This is a genomic window from Rhizobium nepotum 39/7 (assembly GCF_000949865.1).
GTDB classification, from domain to species: Bacteria; Pseudomonadota; Alphaproteobacteria; order Rhizobiales; family Rhizobiaceae; genus Agrobacterium; species Agrobacterium nepotum.
In genome coordinates, this window is record NZ_JWJH01000031.1 from 1 (window position 1) to 17,647 (window position 17,647).

18 protein-coding genes are annotated in these 17,647 nt (G+C 59.4%); 5 read left to right on the forward strand and 13 right to left on the reverse strand.

Going from position 1 to position 17,647, the window contains the following annotated elements; genetic code table 11:
- A partial coding sequence (locus RS75_RS22565; RefSeq protein ID WP_045024704.1) for a cache domain-containing protein occupies positions 1-1,401 on the reverse strand: 1,401 nt, incomplete at its 3' end.
- 252 nt (positions 1,402-1,653) lie between these two features.
- Between RS75_RS22565 and RS75_RS22570 the strand changes: the two genes are divergently transcribed.
- Entirely contained in the window at positions 1,654-1,968 is a 315-nt protein-coding gene (locus RS75_RS22570; protein ID WP_045024664.1) for a DUF1883 domain-containing protein, read from the forward strand.
- A gap of 106 nt (positions 1,969-2,074) precedes the next feature.
- On the opposite strand, the gene RS75_RS22575 is transcribed toward RS75_RS22570, so the two are convergent.
- On the reverse strand, positions 2,075-3,391 hold the full coding sequence (locus RS75_RS22575) for a replication-associated recombination protein A (protein ID WP_045024666.1): 1,317 nt from the start codon (positions 3,389-3,391) through the stop codon (positions 2,075-2,077).
- Positions 3,388-4,794 carry a DegQ family serine endoprotease gene (locus RS75_RS22580; RefSeq protein WP_045024668.1) on the reverse strand — a complete coding sequence of 469 codons (1,407 nt, stop codon included), beginning with the start codon at positions 4,792-4,794 and terminating at the stop codon, positions 3,388-3,390. The genes RS75_RS22575 and RS75_RS22580 overlap by 4 nt, the downstream gene beginning before the upstream one ends.
- Positions 4,795-4,967: 173 nt before the next feature.
- On the opposite strand from RS75_RS22580, the gene RS75_RS22585 reads away from it, so the two are divergent.
- The gene (locus RS75_RS22585) at positions 4,968-5,321 is read left to right on the forward strand and encodes a lysozyme inhibitor LprI family protein (protein WP_045024670.1); all 354 of its coding nucleotides are present in this window, start codon (positions 4,968-4,970) and stop codon (positions 5,319-5,321) included.
- Positions 5,322-5,336: 15 nt separating this feature from the next.
- Here RS75_RS22585 and RS75_RS22590 read toward each other — a convergent pair whose 3' ends face one another.
- The gene (locus RS75_RS22590; protein WP_045024706.1) at positions 5,337-6,338 is read right to left on the reverse strand and encodes a serine hydrolase domain-containing protein; all 1,002 of its coding nucleotides are present in this window, start codon (positions 6,336-6,338) and stop codon (positions 5,337-5,339) included.
- 390 nt (positions 6,339-6,728) lie between these two features.
- Complete coding sequence (ilvD, locus tag RS75_RS22595) at positions 6,729-8,564, reverse strand: dihydroxy-acid dehydratase (RefSeq protein WP_045024672.1); 1,836 nt, start codon at positions 8,562-8,564, stop codon at positions 6,729-6,731.
- Between the two features lie 311 nt (positions 8,565-8,875).
- On the opposite strand from ilvD, the gene msrP reads away from it, so the two are divergent.
- Together msrP and msrQ are read left to right on the forward strand one after the other, a co-directional pair.
- Positions 8,876-9,817 carry a protein-methionine-sulfoxide reductase catalytic subunit MsrP gene (gene msrP, locus RS75_RS22600; RefSeq protein ID WP_045024674.1) on the forward strand — a complete coding sequence of 314 codons (942 nt, stop codon included), beginning with the start codon at positions 8,876-8,878 and terminating at the stop codon, positions 9,815-9,817.
- 2 nt (positions 9,818-9,819) lie between these two features.
- Positions 9,820-10,467, forward strand: a complete 648-nt coding sequence (gene msrQ / locus RS75_RS22605; RefSeq protein ID WP_045024676.1) for a protein-methionine-sulfoxide reductase heme-binding subunit MsrQ — start codon at positions 9,820-9,822, stop codon at positions 10,465-10,467.
- On the opposite strand, the gene RS75_RS25940 is transcribed toward msrQ, so the two are convergent.
- Complete coding sequence (locus tag RS75_RS25940) at positions 10,421-10,849, reverse strand: ribosomal maturation YjgA family protein (RefSeq protein ID WP_084687173.1); 429 nt, start codon at positions 10,847-10,849, stop codon at positions 10,421-10,423. The two genes, msrQ and RS75_RS25940, sit on opposite strands and share 47 nt — an antisense overlap.
- A gap of 56 nt (positions 10,850-10,905) precedes the next feature.
- Between RS75_RS25940 and RS75_RS22615 the strand changes: the two genes are divergently transcribed.
- Positions 10,906-11,778 carry a DUF817 domain-containing protein gene (locus RS75_RS22615; RefSeq protein WP_045024680.1) on the forward strand — a complete coding sequence of 291 codons (873 nt, stop codon included), beginning with the start codon at positions 10,906-10,908 and terminating at the stop codon, positions 11,776-11,778.
- A 176-nt stretch (positions 11,779-11,954) separates the two neighbouring features.
- Here the strand turns inward: RS75_RS22615 and rplQ are convergent, their stop codons facing one another.
- From rplQ to rplO, 7 genes are all read right to left on the reverse strand, one after another.
- A complete protein-coding gene (rplQ, locus tag RS75_RS22620; RefSeq protein ID WP_006313985.1) occupies positions 11,955-12,380 on the reverse strand; it encodes a 50S ribosomal protein L17 in 426 nt (141 codons plus the stop codon).
- A gap of 119 nt (positions 12,381-12,499) precedes the next feature.
- On the reverse strand, positions 12,500-13,510 hold the full coding sequence (locus RS75_RS22625; protein ID WP_045024682.1) for a DNA-directed RNA polymerase subunit alpha: 1,011 nt from the start codon (positions 13,508-13,510) through the stop codon (positions 12,500-12,502).
- 195 nt (positions 13,511-13,705) lie between these two features.
- Positions 13,706-14,095: a 30S ribosomal protein S11 gene (rpsK, locus tag RS75_RS22630; RefSeq protein WP_003495225.1), complete on the reverse strand. Its 390-nt coding sequence runs from the start codon at positions 14,093-14,095 to the stop codon at positions 13,706-13,708.
- A 138-nt stretch (positions 14,096-14,233) separates the two neighbouring features.
- The gene (gene rpsM, locus RS75_RS22635; RefSeq protein ID WP_045024684.1) at positions 14,234-14,602 is read right to left on the reverse strand and encodes a 30S ribosomal protein S13; all 369 of its coding nucleotides are present in this window, start codon (positions 14,600-14,602) and stop codon (positions 14,234-14,236) included.
- Between the two features lie 305 nt (positions 14,603-14,907).
- A complete protein-coding gene (locus RS75_RS22640; RefSeq protein WP_045024685.1) occupies positions 14,908-15,498 on the reverse strand; it encodes an adenylate kinase in 591 nt (196 codons plus the stop codon).
- Entirely contained in the window at positions 15,495-16,835 is a 1,341-nt protein-coding gene (gene secY / locus RS75_RS22645) for a preprotein translocase subunit SecY (RefSeq protein WP_045024687.1), read from the reverse strand. Before secY ends, RS75_RS22640 begins: the two co-directional genes overlap by 4 nt.
- Positions 16,836-17,166: 331 nt before the next feature.
- Positions 17,167-17,646: a 50S ribosomal protein L15 gene (rplO, locus tag RS75_RS22650; protein ID WP_045024688.1), complete on the reverse strand. Its 480-nt coding sequence runs from the start codon at positions 17,644-17,646 to the stop codon at positions 17,167-17,169.
- Position 17,647 lies beyond the last annotated feature (1 nt).

A 17,647-nucleotide genomic window follows, 5' to 3' on the forward strand; every position in this document is an offset into this window, starting at 1 on the left:
CGCCTCGCCCGCCCGCGCCGCCTCCACACCGGCGTTCAGCGCCAGAAGGTTGGTCTGGAAAGCGATCTCGTCGATGACGGAAATGATCTGGCCGATGCGTTTCGACGATTCCTCGATACGGCCCATGGCATCGACGGCATTGCGCACGATCTCGCCTGAACGGCTAGCGCTCGTTTTCGTGTCCTGTACCATCTGCCGTGCTTCATTGGCCCGCTCGGAAGCCGTGCGCACCGTGGCCGTGATCTCGTCGAGAGCCGCCGCCGTCTCCTCCAGCGCCGCCGCCTGCTGCTCGGTCCGGCGCGAGAGATTGCCGGTCGCCCCGCTGATATCAGAGGCACTGTCATTGACGACATGGCCGGTTCTGGCAATAGCCTCGATCGCGCCGTGCAGCGCCCCGACGGCACGGTTGAAATCCATGCGCAGTTTTTCATATTCCGCGCCGATATCGGCAAGCTCGACGGTCAGATCGCCATTGGCGAGCGCCTCGAGCGACTTGCCGAGCTGGTTCATGGCAATGGTCTGACGCTCGGATGCTGTGCGCAGGGCCGTCTCGTTGCCTTGCCGCGCCTCCTCGAGCGCGCGCTGCTGCCCCGCCTCGCGGGCCTGCAAGGCGCTGCGCTCATTGACGCTGTCGCGCAACACCAGCAAGGTTTTGGCGATCGCACCGATTTCGTTGCGACGGTCGGCAAACTGAATTTCGGCCTCACCGTCACCCTCCGCGATCCGCGTCATGCTCTGCCGGATAAGGTCGATCGGCCGCGTCACGCTGCGAACGACGGCCGCAGCGACGCCTATGACCAGAAGAGCGGACAAAACGCACAGCCCGATGTTGAAATAGGCGTCGTTCCAGAAAGCCGCTTCAAGATCATCCACATAAACACCCGTGCCGACAACCCATCCCCAGGGCGCGAAACCGGCGACATGGGAAAACTTCTCGACCGGATCGGGAGCGCCGGGCTTCGGCCAGTAATAATCGACGAAGCCCTTGCCGCCCGCCTTCACCGTGTTCACGAATTCAACGAACAGCGCCTTGCCGTTCGGGTCCTTGTTGGCGGTGAGATCCGTGCCGTTCATCTCAGGCTTGATCGGGTGCATCACCATTTTGGGATGCATGTCGTTGATCCAGAAATAGCCGCTGCCATTGCCATAGCGCATCGCCGCGATCGTCGTCTTGGCCTGCTGCTGCGCCGCCTCCCGCGTCAGGGCGCCGCTCTGTTCCAGGCGATGATATTGCTCGATAATGGCGACGGCCGTCTCGTTCATGGACGCCAGCCCCGCTTTGCGCTCGCGCTCCATCTCGTGAAAGGTCTCGAACAGACTGAATGTCAGGGCTGCGGTCAATATTACCAGAAACAATGCGACGAGCGCATAAAGGCGCATGGATATCGTGACGTTTTTCATATTCCCCCCAATGCCGCCGACGGCACTTCGATCAGCCGATCTTAAAGGGTAGAAATTTATTATTATTAAATACACCTGTTATACGTTGGTAGTATTCCGGGTCACGGCAATGGAAACCGGAAATACTCACCGCCACGGTCGGAAGCCGGCATAACTGACCGGAATTCGGCAAGGACCTTGCGGTTTTAAAGTAGTCGTTAACCCCCGTCGCCCTATTCTCTCTCGCCAAAATAGGTTGCTTGGAGACGCGCGATGGCACGGCCGAATTTCCGCTTTACGCATTATGATCTGAAGGAATTGCGGGCTGGGACGATCATTGAAGTATCCCTGTCGGCCGTCAACAATGTGCGGCTGCTGACAGGCGCAAATTTCCAGCGGTTCACCGAATTGCTGGACTTCAAATATCTCGGCGGCGTCGCGAAAAAATCGCCGATCCGTGTCACCATTCCCGAGACATCGCACTGGCATCTGGTGGTCGATGCCGAAGGCCATAGCGGCCTGGCGGAATCCTCGGTCAAGATGCTGCCGGCGCTGGCACCCGCCACCTCGCACCGCAAAGCGTCCTGATTTCTTTAACAAACAAGGAGATAGTGCGGTTTCCCGACTCTTTTTGCCAGCCACTTGATTCTTTTTATTAAGAGCGGCGCTACTCCAACAGAACCGCGCAGATGCGCTAACGCGATCCACGCTCGCGTCGCAGCTTCGCCCACCAGTCGAGACGCTTGCGGATTTCCCGCTCGAACCCTCGATCGGGCGGATCGTAAAACGTCGTGCGCCCCATTTTTTCCGGGAAATAGTCCTGCCCTGAAAAGGCATCCGGCTCGTCATGGTCATATCGGTAGCCGTCGCCGTAACCTTCGCCCTTCATCAGCTTGGTCGGCGCGTTGAGGATATGTTTCGGCGGCACCAGCGAACCGTTCTCCTTGGCCGCCCGCATAGCGGACTTGAAGGCATTATAGACGGCGTTCGATTTCGGCGCGGTGGCGAGATAGACGCAGGCCTGCGCCAGCGCCAGCTCCCCCTCCGGCGAACCGAGATAATCATAGGCGTCTTTGGCGGCGTTGCAGACGGCGAGCGCCTGCGGATCGGCAAGACCGATATCCTCCACCGCCATGCGCACCAGCCGCCGCCCGATATAAAGCGGGTCTTCGCCGGCATCGAACATGCGGCACAGATAATAAAGCGCAGCATCCGGGTCGGAGCCACGCACCGATTTATGCAGCGCGGAAATGAGATTGTAGTGGCCGTCCTGGCCCTTGTCGTACAAAGGCGCACGTCGCTGCACGATGCGCGTCAGCCCCTCGGTATCGAAAGTCTCGTCCTTCCGCGCCGCACGCCAGACCTCTTCGGCAAGCGTCAGCACGGCGCGGCCGTCGCCATCGGCCATGCGGATCAGGCTTGCACGCGCCTCTTCGGTCAGCGGCAGGAGCTTCTGCTCCGCCTCCTCGGCCCGCTTCAGAAGTTCGCTGAGGCTCTCCTCGTCATGCGAGCCGAACGTCAGGACGCGCGCGCGCGACAAAAGAGCGGCGTTGAGTTCGAAGGACGGATTTTCGGTGGTAGCACCCACCAGAATGATGGTGCCATCCTCCATGACCGGCAGGAAGCTGTCCTGCTGGGCGCGGTTGAAACGGTGGATCTCATCGACGAAAAGCAGCGTCTGCCGGCCGTTCATCCGGCGTGTGCGCGCCGCTTCGAAAACCTTCTTGAGATCGGCAACGCCGGAAAAAATCGCCGAGATTTGCTCGAAGGCCAGCCCCGCTTCGCCGGAAAGCAGCCGGGCGACCGTTGTCTTGCCAGTTCCGGGCGGCCCCCAGAAGATCATCGATCCGAGCGAGCCGCTGTCGATCATGCGGCGCAGCACGCCCTCCTCACCCGTCAGATGCGGCTGCCCACTCACCTCCGCCAACGTCTTCGGACGCAGGCGATCGGCAAGAGGCCGCCGGTTGGCGACCTCGACAGGCACTTGTGGGGCAAAGAGGTCGTCACTCATCGCAGGAACTGCCGGATACGTTGCCCGTCACGCAGGATTTCCACGCGCCAGAAGCCGGGATTGTCATCCAGAGCTTTCTCGACAGCAGCCGTGGAGCCGATATCCGCACCATTCAGCGACAGGATGACATCCTTGGGCTGGAAACCGACACGATAGGCTGGCGAACTGCGCTTCACATCGGTGATGACGACGCCGGTCACCTGCGAAGGCATCCGCAGCTCGTCGGCAAGTTTCGGCGAGAGATTGGCAACCGTAGCACCGGCGAAGGGATTGCGTCCCTCGAGCAACCGCTCGTCACGCGGCGCGGTTTCCGGCGCCGTATCGAGCGCGATGGTCGCTTTCTTCTCGCTGCCCTTGTCCATGACAGTCAGTTCGGCGGATTTGCCGATGCCGGCCGTCGTCAGGCGATAACCCAGCGCATCCGGATGCTCCACCTCGAAGCCGTTGACGGCCGTAACGACCTGTCCAGGCTCAATGCCCGCCTTTTCCGCCGGGCCGCCCTTGACCACGCTGACGACGAGCGCGCCGCGCGCGCGGTGCAGGCCGAGCGCCTCGGCCACATCCGACGTCACCGGATCGAAGGTCGCGCCGATATAGGGCCGCTCGAAGCTCGCATCGCCACGCTCGGCGGCAGCGACGAACACACGGACCAGATTGGCGGGAATGGCGAAACCGATGCCGTTCGAACCGCCACCCTTGGAGAAGATGGCTGTGTTGATGCCGATCAGCTCGCCCGCCATGTTCATCAGCGCACCGCCGGAATTGCCGGGGTTGATGGAGGCATCGGTCTGGATGAAGAAGCCGAAATCGCCCTGCGTCACCTGGTTGCGCGCCAGCCCCGAGACGATGCCGCTCGTCACGGTCTGGCCGACACCGAAGGGATTGCCGATGGCAAGCACCAGATCGCCCACCTCGATGGCATCCGAATTGCCGAGCGACAGCACCGGAAACTGTTCCTTCGCATCGATCTGCAGAATGGCGAGATCGATGCGGTCATCCTTCAGCAGCACCTTGGAGGAAAACTCACGTCCATCCGCCAGCGCCACCTTGATGTCGTCAGCACCGTCGATGACATGGTTGTTGGTCACGACAAGGCCGCCGGCGGTCACGATCACGCCCGAGCCGAGCGACGACTGCTTTTCCGTGCGGTTCGGCATCTGCTGGCCGAAAAACTGCTCGAAGAACGGGTCGCCGGCAAACGGCGACAGACGCCGCTGCACCACGCGCTCGGCATAGACGTTCACCACAGCACCCGCGGTACGCTTGACCAACGGCGCGAAGGAAAGCTGCATTTCCGTGTGGCTTGAGGGCACGGCCCTGTTGTCCTGCGCCTGCGCTGCCACTGGCAAGAGAATGAGCGCGGCAAGAAAGCCGGTGGACAGATACTTCAACACGCTTCGCATGTGATTCCTCATCGTCATCAGTATGATGGAGTTATAACGCCAAAGCCTGTAAAGCAAAGAGCGGCAAGATGATGGCCAACCTTTTCGATGCGATGGCGCGCTTGGGCAGGTGGAACCAACCACCCCGCATTTTGGTTTCATCCGCATCTGACTGTCCTCAAAAGAGACGATCCATGCATCTGAAACAGATACTTCTTGCCTCCGGCATCATCCTCGCCTGCTCTTCACTCGGTTCGCCCGCCAGCGCCGCAAGCTTCGACTGCACGAAGCCGGATCTCGCGGCGGACGAAAAAGCCATCTGCGACAACCGCGCCCTCAACGATCAGGACGTGAAGATGGTCACCACCTTCGACATCCTGACCCAGCTGATGGCGATGGGCGCTCGCGACACTTTGCGTGAAGAACAGAGCAAATGGCTGAAAAGACGCCAGGAATGCGCGGCGGATGTTGCCTGCCTGACTGGCGCTTATGAGGAACGCATGAAGAAGCTGGGCGAGGCCTTCCAGAGCATCAACAGACCGCTTTGACTTGTGCAACGCCACTTAGGCCACGCGAATGATATTCTCCATCAACCCGTGCAGCTGGTCACGATAACCGGTTCTGGCTGAAGGTGCGTCCTCGCGTGACGTCATCACCACTGAAAGGCGTTTGGCGGGTACGATGTAAAGCATCTGCCCGCCATAACCCCAGGCATAATAGACCGTCGAACCCGCCATCTCCTTGATGAACCAGCAATAGCCGTAACCATCGCCGTTGAAGACGGAATTGGTGCGCTGCTGCCAGGATTGGTCGATCCAGCCTTGGGAAATCAGCCGCTCGCCGCCGGGCGTCACGCCGCCTCGCCGGTAAAGCTCGCCAAAGGCCAGCAGTGACCGCGCCGTCATCGCCATCTGGTTGCCGCCGAGATAGATGCCCTGCGGATCGCGCTCCCAGCCGCCGATGGAAAACCCTTCCAGCGGCCGGAACCAGTCGCGCGCCAAAGACAGCGTCGAGCGGCCGGATGCCTTGGTCAGTATCGCCGAAAGCAGATGCGTGGACCCCGTGGAATAAAGCATGCCGCCATCAGGCTCTCCGGCAAATCCCGATCCCAGCGCCATCCTCACCCAGTTGCGGCTGGCGACCCAGCGACCGTAATTAGGGCCGGACATGCGCTCCAGACCTGATTGCATGGAGAGCAGGTTGCCGATGGTGACCCTTTCCAGACGCGGATCGGGGTTCTGCGGAAAATCGGCGCGCAGAACAGTCGCGATCGGCTGATCGGTCCCCACGAGTATCTTGCGATCGATCGCCATGCCGACCAGCGCCGAAATGACCGATTTCGAGGCCGACTTGATGTTGGTGGAACCGTTTAATCCAGCACCATGATAGGCGCGACTGGCGACCTCCTCGCCATCGATGCTGACGATGACGGCCTTGAGGCTCGAAAGCGCATCCGCCTCGCTAAGTAACGGATCGAAACGAGCGCCATTGCCAGACGCTTGCGCACGGGCAAGCCGGGCAAAGGGTAGAGACGCGATAAGGCCGAGTGCGGTTCGTCTTTTCATGATGGAGAAGTTAGGCATCGCCGCGCTCTGGAAAAGACCCGATGGACGGACTTCACTCCAATGTGACTGCGGGATGGCCGGCGACCGGCTGAAGATACTCGAATTATTACAGGGAAACAGCACGTTGCGCAGGTTTGGAGAATCAAGGTCTCAGGCAATTGAATCGGTTTCTGAACTGCAACGCTGCGGCCGCCGAAAGCACAAAAAAAGCCGCTCAAAGAAGAGCGGCTGATTGGGACGATAAATCTGCCCTCACACTCAACGTCATCCTCGGGCTTGACCCGAGGATCCATAACGTTAGCGGCTTATGGATCCTCGCCTCAAGGGCGAGGATGACGGAGGAAAAGCTGCGGACCTTCGCCCTCCACCGGAAACCGTCCGAACGACAGCTTACTCCGGCAAAATCCGCACAGCACCCTTGTCCGCGCTCGACGCAAAGGCCGCATAGGCCTTCAGCGCCGTCGTGACATTGCGCTTGCGCGGTGCCTCCGGCTTCCAGCCAAGCTCTTCCTGTTCGGCGCGACGCGACGCCAGTTCGGCATCCGGCACGTTGAGGTTGATCGTGCGGTTCGGAATGTCGATCTCGATCAGATCGCCCTGACGTACGAGGCCGATGGCGCCGCCCTGTGCTGCTTCCGGCGAGGCGTGGCCGATGGAAAGGCCGGACGTGCCGCCCGAAAAACGCCCGTCGGTGATCAGCGCACAGGCTTTGCCGAGGCCCTTGGATTTCAGATAGCTGGTCGGGTACAGCATTTCCTGCATGCCAGGCCCGCCCTTCGGTCCTTCGTAACGGATGACGACGACGTCGCCCGCCTTGACCTCGTTGCTGAGAATGCCCTTCACCGCCGCGTCCTGGCTTTCGTAAACGACCGCCGGGCCGGTGAATTTCAGGATGGATTCATCGACACCCGCCGTCTTCACGATGCAGCCGTCAAGCGCGATATTGCCGTAAAGCACGGCCAGACCCCCATCCTTGGAGAAGGGTTTTTCAACCGAGCGGATGACGCCGTTTTCGCTGTCGGTATCCAGATCGTCCCAGCGCGAGGACTGGCTGAAGGCCACCTGCGTCGGCACGCCGCCGGGTGCGGCCTTGAAGAACTGGCGCACCGTTTCGCTATTGGTGCGGGTGATGTCCCAGCGGTCGATGGCGTCGCCAAGCGTCGCCTCGTGCACCGTATAGGTGTCGCGGTTGATGAGACCGCCGCGCTCCAGCTCGCCGAGAATGCGCATGATGCCGCCGGCGCGGTGAACGTCTTCCATGTGCACATCCTGCTTGGCGGGCGCGACCTTGGAAAGGCAGGGAACCTTACGGGAAAGACGGTCGATGTCCTCCATGCCGAAATCGACGCCGCCCTCATGCGCCGCCGCCAGAATATGCAGCACCGTGTTGGTGGAGCCGCCCATGGCGATGTCCAGCGACATGGCGTTTTCGAACGCTGCCTTGTTGGCGATGGTGCGCGGCAGCACGGTTTCGTCGTCTTGCTCATAATGACGACGCGCCAGATCGACGATCAGATGACCGGCCTCGACGAACAGCCGCCTGCGATCCGAATGGGTGGCGAGCGTCGAGCCGTTGCCGGGCAAGGACAATCCCAGCGCCTCGGTCAGACAGTTCATGGAGTTGGCGGTGAACATGCCGGAACAGGAACCGCAGGTCGGGCAAGCGGAACGCTCGATGACCGCAACATCCTCATCGGAAATCTTGTCATCGGCAGCCGCGACCATGGCGTCGACCAGATCGAGCGCAACCGTCTTGCCGTGCATGACCACCTTGCCGGCTTCCATCGGCCCGCCGGACACGAAAACGGAGGGAATATTGAGGCGCATCGCCGCATTCAGCATGCCGGGGGTGATCTTGTCGCAGTTGGAAATGCAAACCATCGCATCGGCGCAATGGGCATTGACCATATATTCCACCGAATCCGCGATGATCTCGCGCGACGGCAGTGAATAGAGCATGCCATCATGGCCCATGGCGATGCCGTCATCGACCGCGATGGTGTTGAATTCCTTGGCGACGCCGCCCGCCGCCTCGATTTCGCGGGCAACGAGCTGGCCGAGATCCTTCAGATGCACATGGCCCGGCACGAATTGCGTGAAGGAATTGACCACCGCGATGATCGGCTTGCCGAAATCGCTGTCCTTCATGCCGGTGGCGCGCCAAAGGCCGCGCGCGCCCGCCATGTTGCGGCCGTGGGTTGTCGTTCTGGAGCGATAGGCTGGCATGGTGTTTTCCTCGATCTCTTAGGCAGAAGAGCGCATTGCCGCAACGCGGTCAAAAAGCCCTCGCCCTATTTTGCGGTTTTTCTAGCGCAAACCGCAAGCCCTGTCACTGCCACCTTCGGGCAAAACAGTACGGTTCGGTACGGTACGCTCTTTCTCTGCCCGCAATTCAGGTTGTTTTTCATCACAAATGCGCGATTTCCGCCGCCCGATCATTGTTTTTGCGCAGAGCGCTGAAACATATCTGTGCAGCGGCCGTATAGCCTATCATAATCGATTTATCGCCGATGCACCCGGCTTTTGTGGAGGTTGAAATGCCCGCCTATCGTCCGCCCCTCATCGCGGCAAGCGAAATCACGCCAAAGAACGTCTACCTGTCGAGACGCAACTTCCTCGGCACGGCGGCAGGGCTTGCGGCAGTCGGGCTTTCCGGCCGTGAGGCGATCGCCGCCCCGCTTGCGGCAAAAGCCGGCGCCTACAAGCTGGATGAAACGCTCACGCCGCTAGACGCCGTCACCAGCTACAATAATTTCTACGAATTCGGGGTGGGCAAATCCGACCCCAAGGAAAATTCCGGCAAGTTCAAGCCTACCCCCTGGACGGTGAAGGTGGATGGCCTCGTCTCCAAACCGCAGGAATTCGGCATCGAAGACCTCATGAAATATCAGCTCGAGGAGCGCACCTATCGCATGCGTTGCGTCGAGGGCTGGTCGATGGTCATTCCGTGGATCGGCTTTCCCCTCGCGGCACTTCTCGACAAGGTGGAGCCGCTCGGCAGCGCGAAATACGTGTCCTTCGAAACCGTGGTGCGGCCGGAGGAAATGCCGGCCCAGAGCGGCCTGTTCCAGCCGCTGTCCTGGCCCTATGTCGAGGGCCTGCGTCTTGACGAGGCACGCCATCCGCTGACCATCCTCGCCGTTGGCCTTTACGGAGAAACGCTGCCGAACCAGAACGGCGCTCCGATCCGCCTCGTCGTTCCATGGAAATACGGTTTCAAGGGCATCAAATCCATCGTGCGGATTTCGCTTGTCGAAAAACAGCCGGAAACGACGTGGAAAAACTCAAACGCCCGCGAATACGGCTTCTATTCCAACGTCAATCCGCATGTGGACCATCCCCGCTGGAGTCAGGCGACGGAACAGCGCATCGGCGAAGGTGGCTTTTTCGGCACCCAGAACCGCCCGACGCTGATGTTCAACGGCTATGACGAGGTGGCAAGCCTTTATACCGGCCTGGACCTGAAAGCGAATTATTGACTATGGCCTTCGCCCTGCCGCTTCCCTCGCTGCCGAAGCGTTACCAGCCGGCGGCCATCTGGTCGCTCTATGTGGTCGGGCTCTGTCCGGGCGTGTGGTATTTCTATCTCGCCGCAACCGGCGGCCTCGGCTTCAATCCGGTCAAGGATTTCGAGCACCTGCTCGGCATCTGGGCGCTGCGTTTCCTGTGCATTGGCCTGCTGGTGACGCCGCTGCGCGACCTGTTCAACATCAACCTCATCGCCTATCGCCGGGCGCTGGGGCTGATCGCCTTTTATTACGTGCTGGCGCATTTCACGGTCTATCTGGTGCTGGATCGCGGCCTGGTCATCAGTTCCATCGCCGGCGATATTCTGAAGCGGCCCTATATCATGCTCGGCATGGCCGGGCTCATCACGCTCTTGCCCCTCGCGCTCACCTCCAACCGCTGGTCGATCCGCAAGCTCGGCAGCCGCTGGAACACGCTGCACAAGCTAGCCTATCTCGTGCTCATCGTCGGCGTGCTGCACTTCGTGCTGGCGCGAAAGTCGATCACGCTGGAGCCGGTTTTTTATATCAGCACGATGGTGATCCTGCTCGGGTATCGGCTGGTGCGGCCATCAATCATGACGATGAAGAGGGCGAAGCGCGCCAGACCCGTCCGGCAATAAGTGAAGCGGCCCCGATACCCCCGAGATAACAGATAATATTCCACAGCGAAAAAACGCGGCCGAGCAGCAAAGCCCCGGTCGCCGTGGCACGAAATGCGTCCAGTGCCGGAAAATGGATAAGCCGGATGAGTTCCACGACGACAACGACAAGAATAGCGACGTGAACCTCATGGTCGTGCCAGCGGGCAGGAAAGACCGCCGCCAGCAACAGGTAAACCATCGCCCCCCAGAGCACGGATCCGCCATATTTTACCGCCACGAACGGCAGCCCCACGTCGTAGCCGAATGCCCGCAGGCAAAGGCCACAGACGATCACCGCCACCGCACCCACCAAAAGCCGGACGCGGACAAAATAAGACGGGGATAGGTTTGGCAAGCCCATGCGAGCTCCTTCCGGTTTTCGTATGAAATGTGACGAATGCAAATCGGGGCGTGAACATGAGCACAGGGACAAGTCCAGCCGCAAGCCGCCTCTCCTTCTTGGACAATCTGCTTTGCGATACCTATCCCTGGGGCGAACTCAAGGGCATCAGGCGCTTTATCGTCGAGTTTCTATATTTCGGCATCAAGGAAGCCCGCTCCTGCCTGTTTGCGGGCTTGTTCTTCATCTCGATTTTCGTGATGCCGCATGGCGGGCTGTTCGGCATTCCCCGTTATGACGTATTGCTGGTCATTGCGCTCGGCATACAGTTCTTCATGATCTGGAGCAGGTTGGAAACGCTTGATGAGGCCAAGGCCATCCTGTTGTTCCATATCGTCGGTTTTGCGCTGGAAGTATTCAAGACCTCCAGCGCCATCCAGTCCTGGTCCTATCCGGATTTCGCCTATAGCAAAGTCCTCGGTGTGCCGCTGTTTTCCGGCTTCATGTATGCTGCCGTTGGCAGCTACATCATTCAGGCGTGGCGCCTGCTGGATGTGCGCATTCGCCACTATCCCGCCTATTGGATGGCAACGCTGATCGGGATAGCCATCTACGCCAACTTCTTCACGCATCACTTCATCGGCGATTACCGCTGGTACATCGCCGCCTGCGCAATCGGCCTCTATTCCCGCGCAACCGTCGTCTTCCGGCCCTATGATCGTGACCGCAAGATGCCCCTGCTGCTCGCCTTCATCCTGATCGGCTTTTTCGTCTGGCTGGCGGAAAACATCTCCACCTTCTTCGGGATATGGAAATATCCCGATCAGATAGGCGCTTGGTCCGTCGTGCATATCGGCAAATGGAGTTCATGGTCGCTGCTGGTCGTCATGACCTTCACCATCGTCGCGCACCTCAAACACATCAAGGGTCGCATCCACGTTCCGGAATGAGACAGAACTTTTCCGAGGTAACGTTGAGCGGATGGTTCGCAGCCTGAGCGGTGCCCAGGAGTTGAGGCGTCCCTCCCCGTCATGCCTTCGATGATAGCCGCCCTGTAGCCGAACGCAAAAAGCCGGACGATCTCTCGCCCGGCTTCTTATTCACGACGCCTGAAAGGCGTCAGAACTTATGCAGCTTCAGCAGCAGCAGCTTCTGCAGCAACGCGAGCCTTGTCGGCTGCGCCCTTGGCGTCAACGTCGCGCTCGACGAATTCAACAACGGCGAGAGCCGCGTTGTCGCCCTGGCGGTAGCCTGCCTTCATGATACGCAGGTAGCCGCCGTTGCGGGTTGCGTAACGCGAAGCGATCGCGTCGAACAGCTTGCGAACGGCGTCCTGATCCTTGATCTGCGAGATCGCCTGACGACGAGCGTGCAGGTCGCCGCGCTTGCCGAGAGTGACGAGACGCTCGACGATCGGGCGGATTTCCTTCGCCTTAGGAAGCGTGGTTACGATCTGCTCATGGGTGATGAGCGAAGCAGCCATGTTGGCAAACATTGCCTTGCGGTGGCTGGCGGTTCTATTGAGCTTGCGGCCTGAATTTCCGTGGCGCATTGCTATTCTCCTTTAGTGCAGGTTTCCTGTCCGGGCCTGCCGTTTCCTGGCACATGCAGGTGACTTACCTGCTGTTTGACGGGGAAAGGCAGTCTTTAAAGGGTCTGCCTTTTTGCTTGTTAGTATTGGTCTTCGTAACGCTTGGCGAGATCTTCGATGTTCTCAGGCGGCCATGCCGGTACTTCCATACCGAGGTGCAGGCCCATGGAAGCGAGAACTTCCTTGATTTCGTTCAGCGACTTGCGACCAAAGTTCGGCGTGCGAAGCATTTCGGCTTCGGTCTTCTGGATCAGGTCGCCGATGTAAACGATGTTGTCGTTCTTCAGGCAGTTTGCCGAACGAACCGACAGCTCGAGCTCGTCGACCTTCTTGAGAAGCGCCGGGTTGAACGCGAGTTCGGTAACCGATTCTTCTTCTGCTTCCTTCTGCGGCTCGTCGAAGTTGACGAAGACGCCGAGCTGATCCTGAAGAATGCGAGCGGCGAAGGCAACGGCGTCTTCGCCGGAAACCGAACCGTTGGTCTCGATCGTCATGATCAGCTTGTCATAGTCGAGAACCTGGCCTTCACGGGTGTTTTCCACCTTGTAGGACACTTTCTTGACCGGAGAATAGAGGCTGTCCACCGGAATGAGGCCGATCGGGGCATCTTCCGCGCGGTTGCGCTCAGCCGGTACGTAACCCTTGCCGTTGTTGACGGTGAATTCCATGCGGATTTCAGCGCCCTCGTCCAGCGTGCAGATCACGTGGTCGGGGTTCAGGATCTCGATGTCACCAACCGTCTGGATATCGCCAGCGGTCACGGAACCCGGACCCTGCTTGCGCACGACCATGCGCTTGGAATCGTCGCCATCCATCTTGATAGCGATTTCCTTGATGTTGAGCACGATATCCGTCACGTCTTCCCGAACGCCGGGAATGGAGGAGAATTCGTGCAGGACACCGTCGATCTGCACGGCCGTCACAGCGGCGCCACGCAGAGAAGACAACAGAACGCGACGCAGCGCGTTGCCGAGGGTGAGGCCGAAACCACGCTCCAGCGGCTCGGCAACGAGCGTTGCCTTGATGCGGCTGGACGAGGTGAACTCGACCTTGTTCGGCTTGATAAGTTCCTGCCAGTTCTTCTGAATCATCTTTAAACCTTCCGTTCGCCGCCACCATCCAATCGTGACGGACCGAGCATGAAAACACCGAGAGGAACCTAATTCAGCGGTTCATCGGTGGGTTCTTGAGCGCAAGTCCGTCGATCGAAATCGACGCGCACACGCCAGATACACGAAAATTCCGCCAGACCTGAGGAAAGGCGGAATTTCCGAACCACGGTCGCGTCAGACGCGGCGCTTCTTGCGCGGACGGCAACCATTGTGCGGGATCGGCGTCACGTCGCGAATGGAAGTGATCATGAAACCGGCAGCCTGCAGGGCGCGAAGTGCCGATTCACGACCGGAGCCCGGACCGCAAACTTCAACTTCAAGCGACTTCATGCCGTGTTCCTGAGCCTTCTTCGCGCAATCTTCAGCAGCGATCTGGGCAGCAAACGGGGTCGACTTACGCGAACCCTTGAAGCCCTTGGCACCAGCGGACGACCAGGCGATAGCATTGCCCTGTGCGTCGGTGATGGTGATCATCGTGTTGTTGAAGGTCGAGTTGACGTGCGCGACGCCCGACGTGATATTTTTACGTTCGCGACGGCGAACGCGTGCGGCTTCCTTGGCCATATTATACCTTTCATTGATCTCTTCACCGCCGTAACACCAGCGGCTACACCGGCGACAAACCCGTATCCGAGCTTTACGCCAAACTCAGAAAGGCTGGCGCAGACCGCACCAGCCTCTCTTTTCCGGAGAACCGGAAAATTACTTCTTCTTACCAGCGATAGCCTTCGCCGGACCCTTACGGGTGCGGGCGTTGGTGTGCGTGCGCTGACCGCGGACCGGAAGGCCACGACGGTGACGCAGGCCGCGGTAGCAGCCGAGGTCCATCAAACGCTTGATGTTCATCGAAGTATCACGACGAAGATCGCCTTCGACCTGATAGTCGCGGTCGATGGCTTCGCGGATCTGAAGAACTTCAGCATCCGTCAGCTGATGAACGCGCTTTTCAGCCGGAATACCGACCTTGGTCATGATTTCCTGCGCGAATTTCGGACCAATCCCGTGAATATAGGTCAGCGCAATAACAACGCGCTTCGCAGTCGGGATGTTGACGCCAGCGATACGTGCCACGTCTTTTCTCCTTGGTTCCAGTTGCCATCCGGCAAGTGGTGATTCCATTTGAGCGGCACGAAACCGCCAGTTCAAAATTGATGTCCGTGACAAGTCAAAACGACTGAACCCGGATCTCCCTTCCCTCAGGGAAATCCGCGCCAGTCGCTTGGGATGTCGCGAGTTGGCGCGGTGTTTAACGGAATCAGCGCAAAAAAGCAACCGGCTCCGCCAAGATTCTTTTGCGATCCAGTGGATCTGTTAACCCGGGAGAACGGAATATCAGCAGAAAGCTGTTCAAAGCTCTCGCCACCCCGCTCCGGTCCTCAGGCCGAGGCTTTCTCGAGAACGCCTTCAATAGCCTCGGTGACGGCATCGACATCCGCCATTCCATCAAGCGTCACAAGCTCGCCCTGCTCGCTGTAGTAGCTCGACAGCGGCGCGGTTTTCTCGCGATATTCCGTCAGCCGCTTGCGGAAAGCTTCCGGATTGTCGTCCGACCGAACCGTACCGCCGGCGGCGATGGTCTCCGCGACGCGGTTTTCGATTCGGCGAATCAACGCTTCTTCGTCCACCTTCAGTTCAATGACGGCATCAAGGGCAAGATTCTTCTTGCGCATGTTCTCGGCAAGCGCCTTGGCCTGCGGAACGGTGCGCGGATAGCCGTCGAGAATAAAGCCCTTGGCACAGTCCGGCGCTTCGATGCGTTCGGAAACGATCTGATTGACGATATCGTCGGAAACCAGCCCGCCGGCGTCCATGACGGCCTTGGCGCGCTTGCCGATTTCGGTGCCCGCGCTGACAGCAGCGCGAAGCATGTCACCGGTGGAAAGCTGCGGGATCCCATACTTGTCAGTCAGGCGTTTGGCCTGGGTTCCCTTGCCCGCACCCGGCGGACCCAAAAATATCAGTCTCATCGTCCCCTCTTTCCTCCACGCAACTTCGACTTCTTGATCAGCCCTTCATACTGCTGCGCGATCAGGTGACCCTGAATCTGCGCAACCGTGTCCAGAGTTACACTGACAACGATCAAAAGCGAAGTACCACCAAGGGCTAACGGAATGCCCGTACGTGCGATAAGTGTCTCAGGAAGGATACACACGAAGACCAGATAAATCGCGCCGACCACGGTGATGCGGGTCAGGACGTAATCGATGTACTCCGCGGTGCGCTCGCCCGGACGAATGCCCGGAATGAAGCCGCCGTGCTTCTTGAGGTTATCGGCCGTGTCCTTCGGATTGAAGACGATAGCCGTGTAGAAAAACGCGAAGAATGCAATCAGCAGGCCGTAGAGAGCCATGAACAGCGGCTGCCCGTGCTGCAGCGACGCGATGATGGCCGTCGCCCATGGCGGCAGATTGGTGTTTCCAGCAAAACCGGCAGCCGTCGCGGGCAGAAGCAGCAGCGAGGATGCAAAGATCGCGGGAATGACACCGGCCGTGTTGAGCTTCAGCGGCAGATGCGAAGTATCGCCCTGGAACATCCGGTTGCCGACCTGGCGTTTCGGATATTGTATCAGCAGACGGCGCTGGGCGCGTTCCACGAAAACGATCAGCGCGATGACACCGATCGCCACGATGACGACCATGAGGATGAGCGTCGTCGACAGCGCACCGGTACGGCCGAGTTCCAGCGTGCCGGCCAGCGCCTTGGGCAGGCCTGCGGCAATGCCCGCGAAGATGATGAGCGAAATACCGTTGCCGATACCGCGCGAGGTGATCTGCTCGCCGAGCCACATCAGGAACATCGTGCCGCCGAGCAGCGTGATGACGGTGGAGATACGGAAGAACAGGCCGGGATCGACCACAAGGCCGTTGCCGCTTTCAAGGCCGACGGCGATGCCGTAGGCCTGCAGTGTACCCAGCAGCACCGTGCCGTAACGCGTGTACTGGTTGATGATCTTGCGACCGGCTTCGCCTTCCTTCTTCAACGCTTCGAGCGAGGGCACGACCGAGGTCATGAGCTGCACGATGATCGAAGCGGAGATGTAAGGCATGATGCCGAGGGCGAAAATCGCCATACGCTCGACTGCGCCACCCGCAAACATGTTGAAAAGACCGAGAATACCGTTGGCCTGGCCCTGGAAGGCCTGCGCATAGGCTTCTGGGTTCAGACCCGGAAGCGGAATATGGGTGCCGAGACGGTAGACGAGAAGTGCGGCAAGAGTAAACCAGAGACGCTTTTTCAGATCCTCCGCCTTAGCGAAGGTCGAAAAATTCAGGTTCGAAGCCAGTTGTTCCGCTGCTGAAGCCATAAATTTCTCCGAATGACCCTTGCCGGCCAGCGAAACCGGCCAATGCGGAAAGGTCTAAAAATACCGGTTCAAAAACGGGCTTCGGACGAACACGGCATTACGCCGCCATCATGCCTCACCCTGTTTTTTTATGTCCTATCCCCTCCCCTACGGAAGTTCAAGAACTGTGAGGCTCTCCCTGCGGCACTTTATGCCGCAAGCGGCACGCATAACAGCTGTACCGCGAAGAGTTTGCCATGATGCCTCCATAAATCGATTTAGATCGGAGCACCACAAGCCAGGGAGCGCAAACGCCCGGAGCGACCTGCTCCGGGCGTCTGAAGTCTATATATTACTCGGAGGCTTCTGCTGCAACTGCGAGAAGCTTGATCGAGGCGCCAGCCTTCTCAATCTTTTCGAGTGCAGGCTTGGAAGCGCCGGCAACTTCAAAAGCGACCTTGGTCGTCAGTTCGCCGTCAGCCAGAATGCGAACGCCGTCCTTGGTGCGACGGATCACGCCGGCAGCCTTGAGGGCGGCAGCGTCGATCGTTGCGGAAGCGTCGAGCTTCTTGGCGTCGATGGCGGTCTGAATGCGGCCGAGCGATACAACAGCAAATTCGGAAGCGAAGATGTTGTTGAAACCGCGCTTCGGCAGACGACGGTAGATGGGCATCTGACCGCCTTCAAAACCGTTGATGGCGACGCCGGAACGAGCCTTCTGACCCTTCACACCGCGACCACCGGTCTTGCCCTTGCCAGAACCGATACCGCGACCTACGCGGGTACGGTCCTTGGAGGAGCCTTCGTTGTCTCTGATTTCATTGAGTTTCATG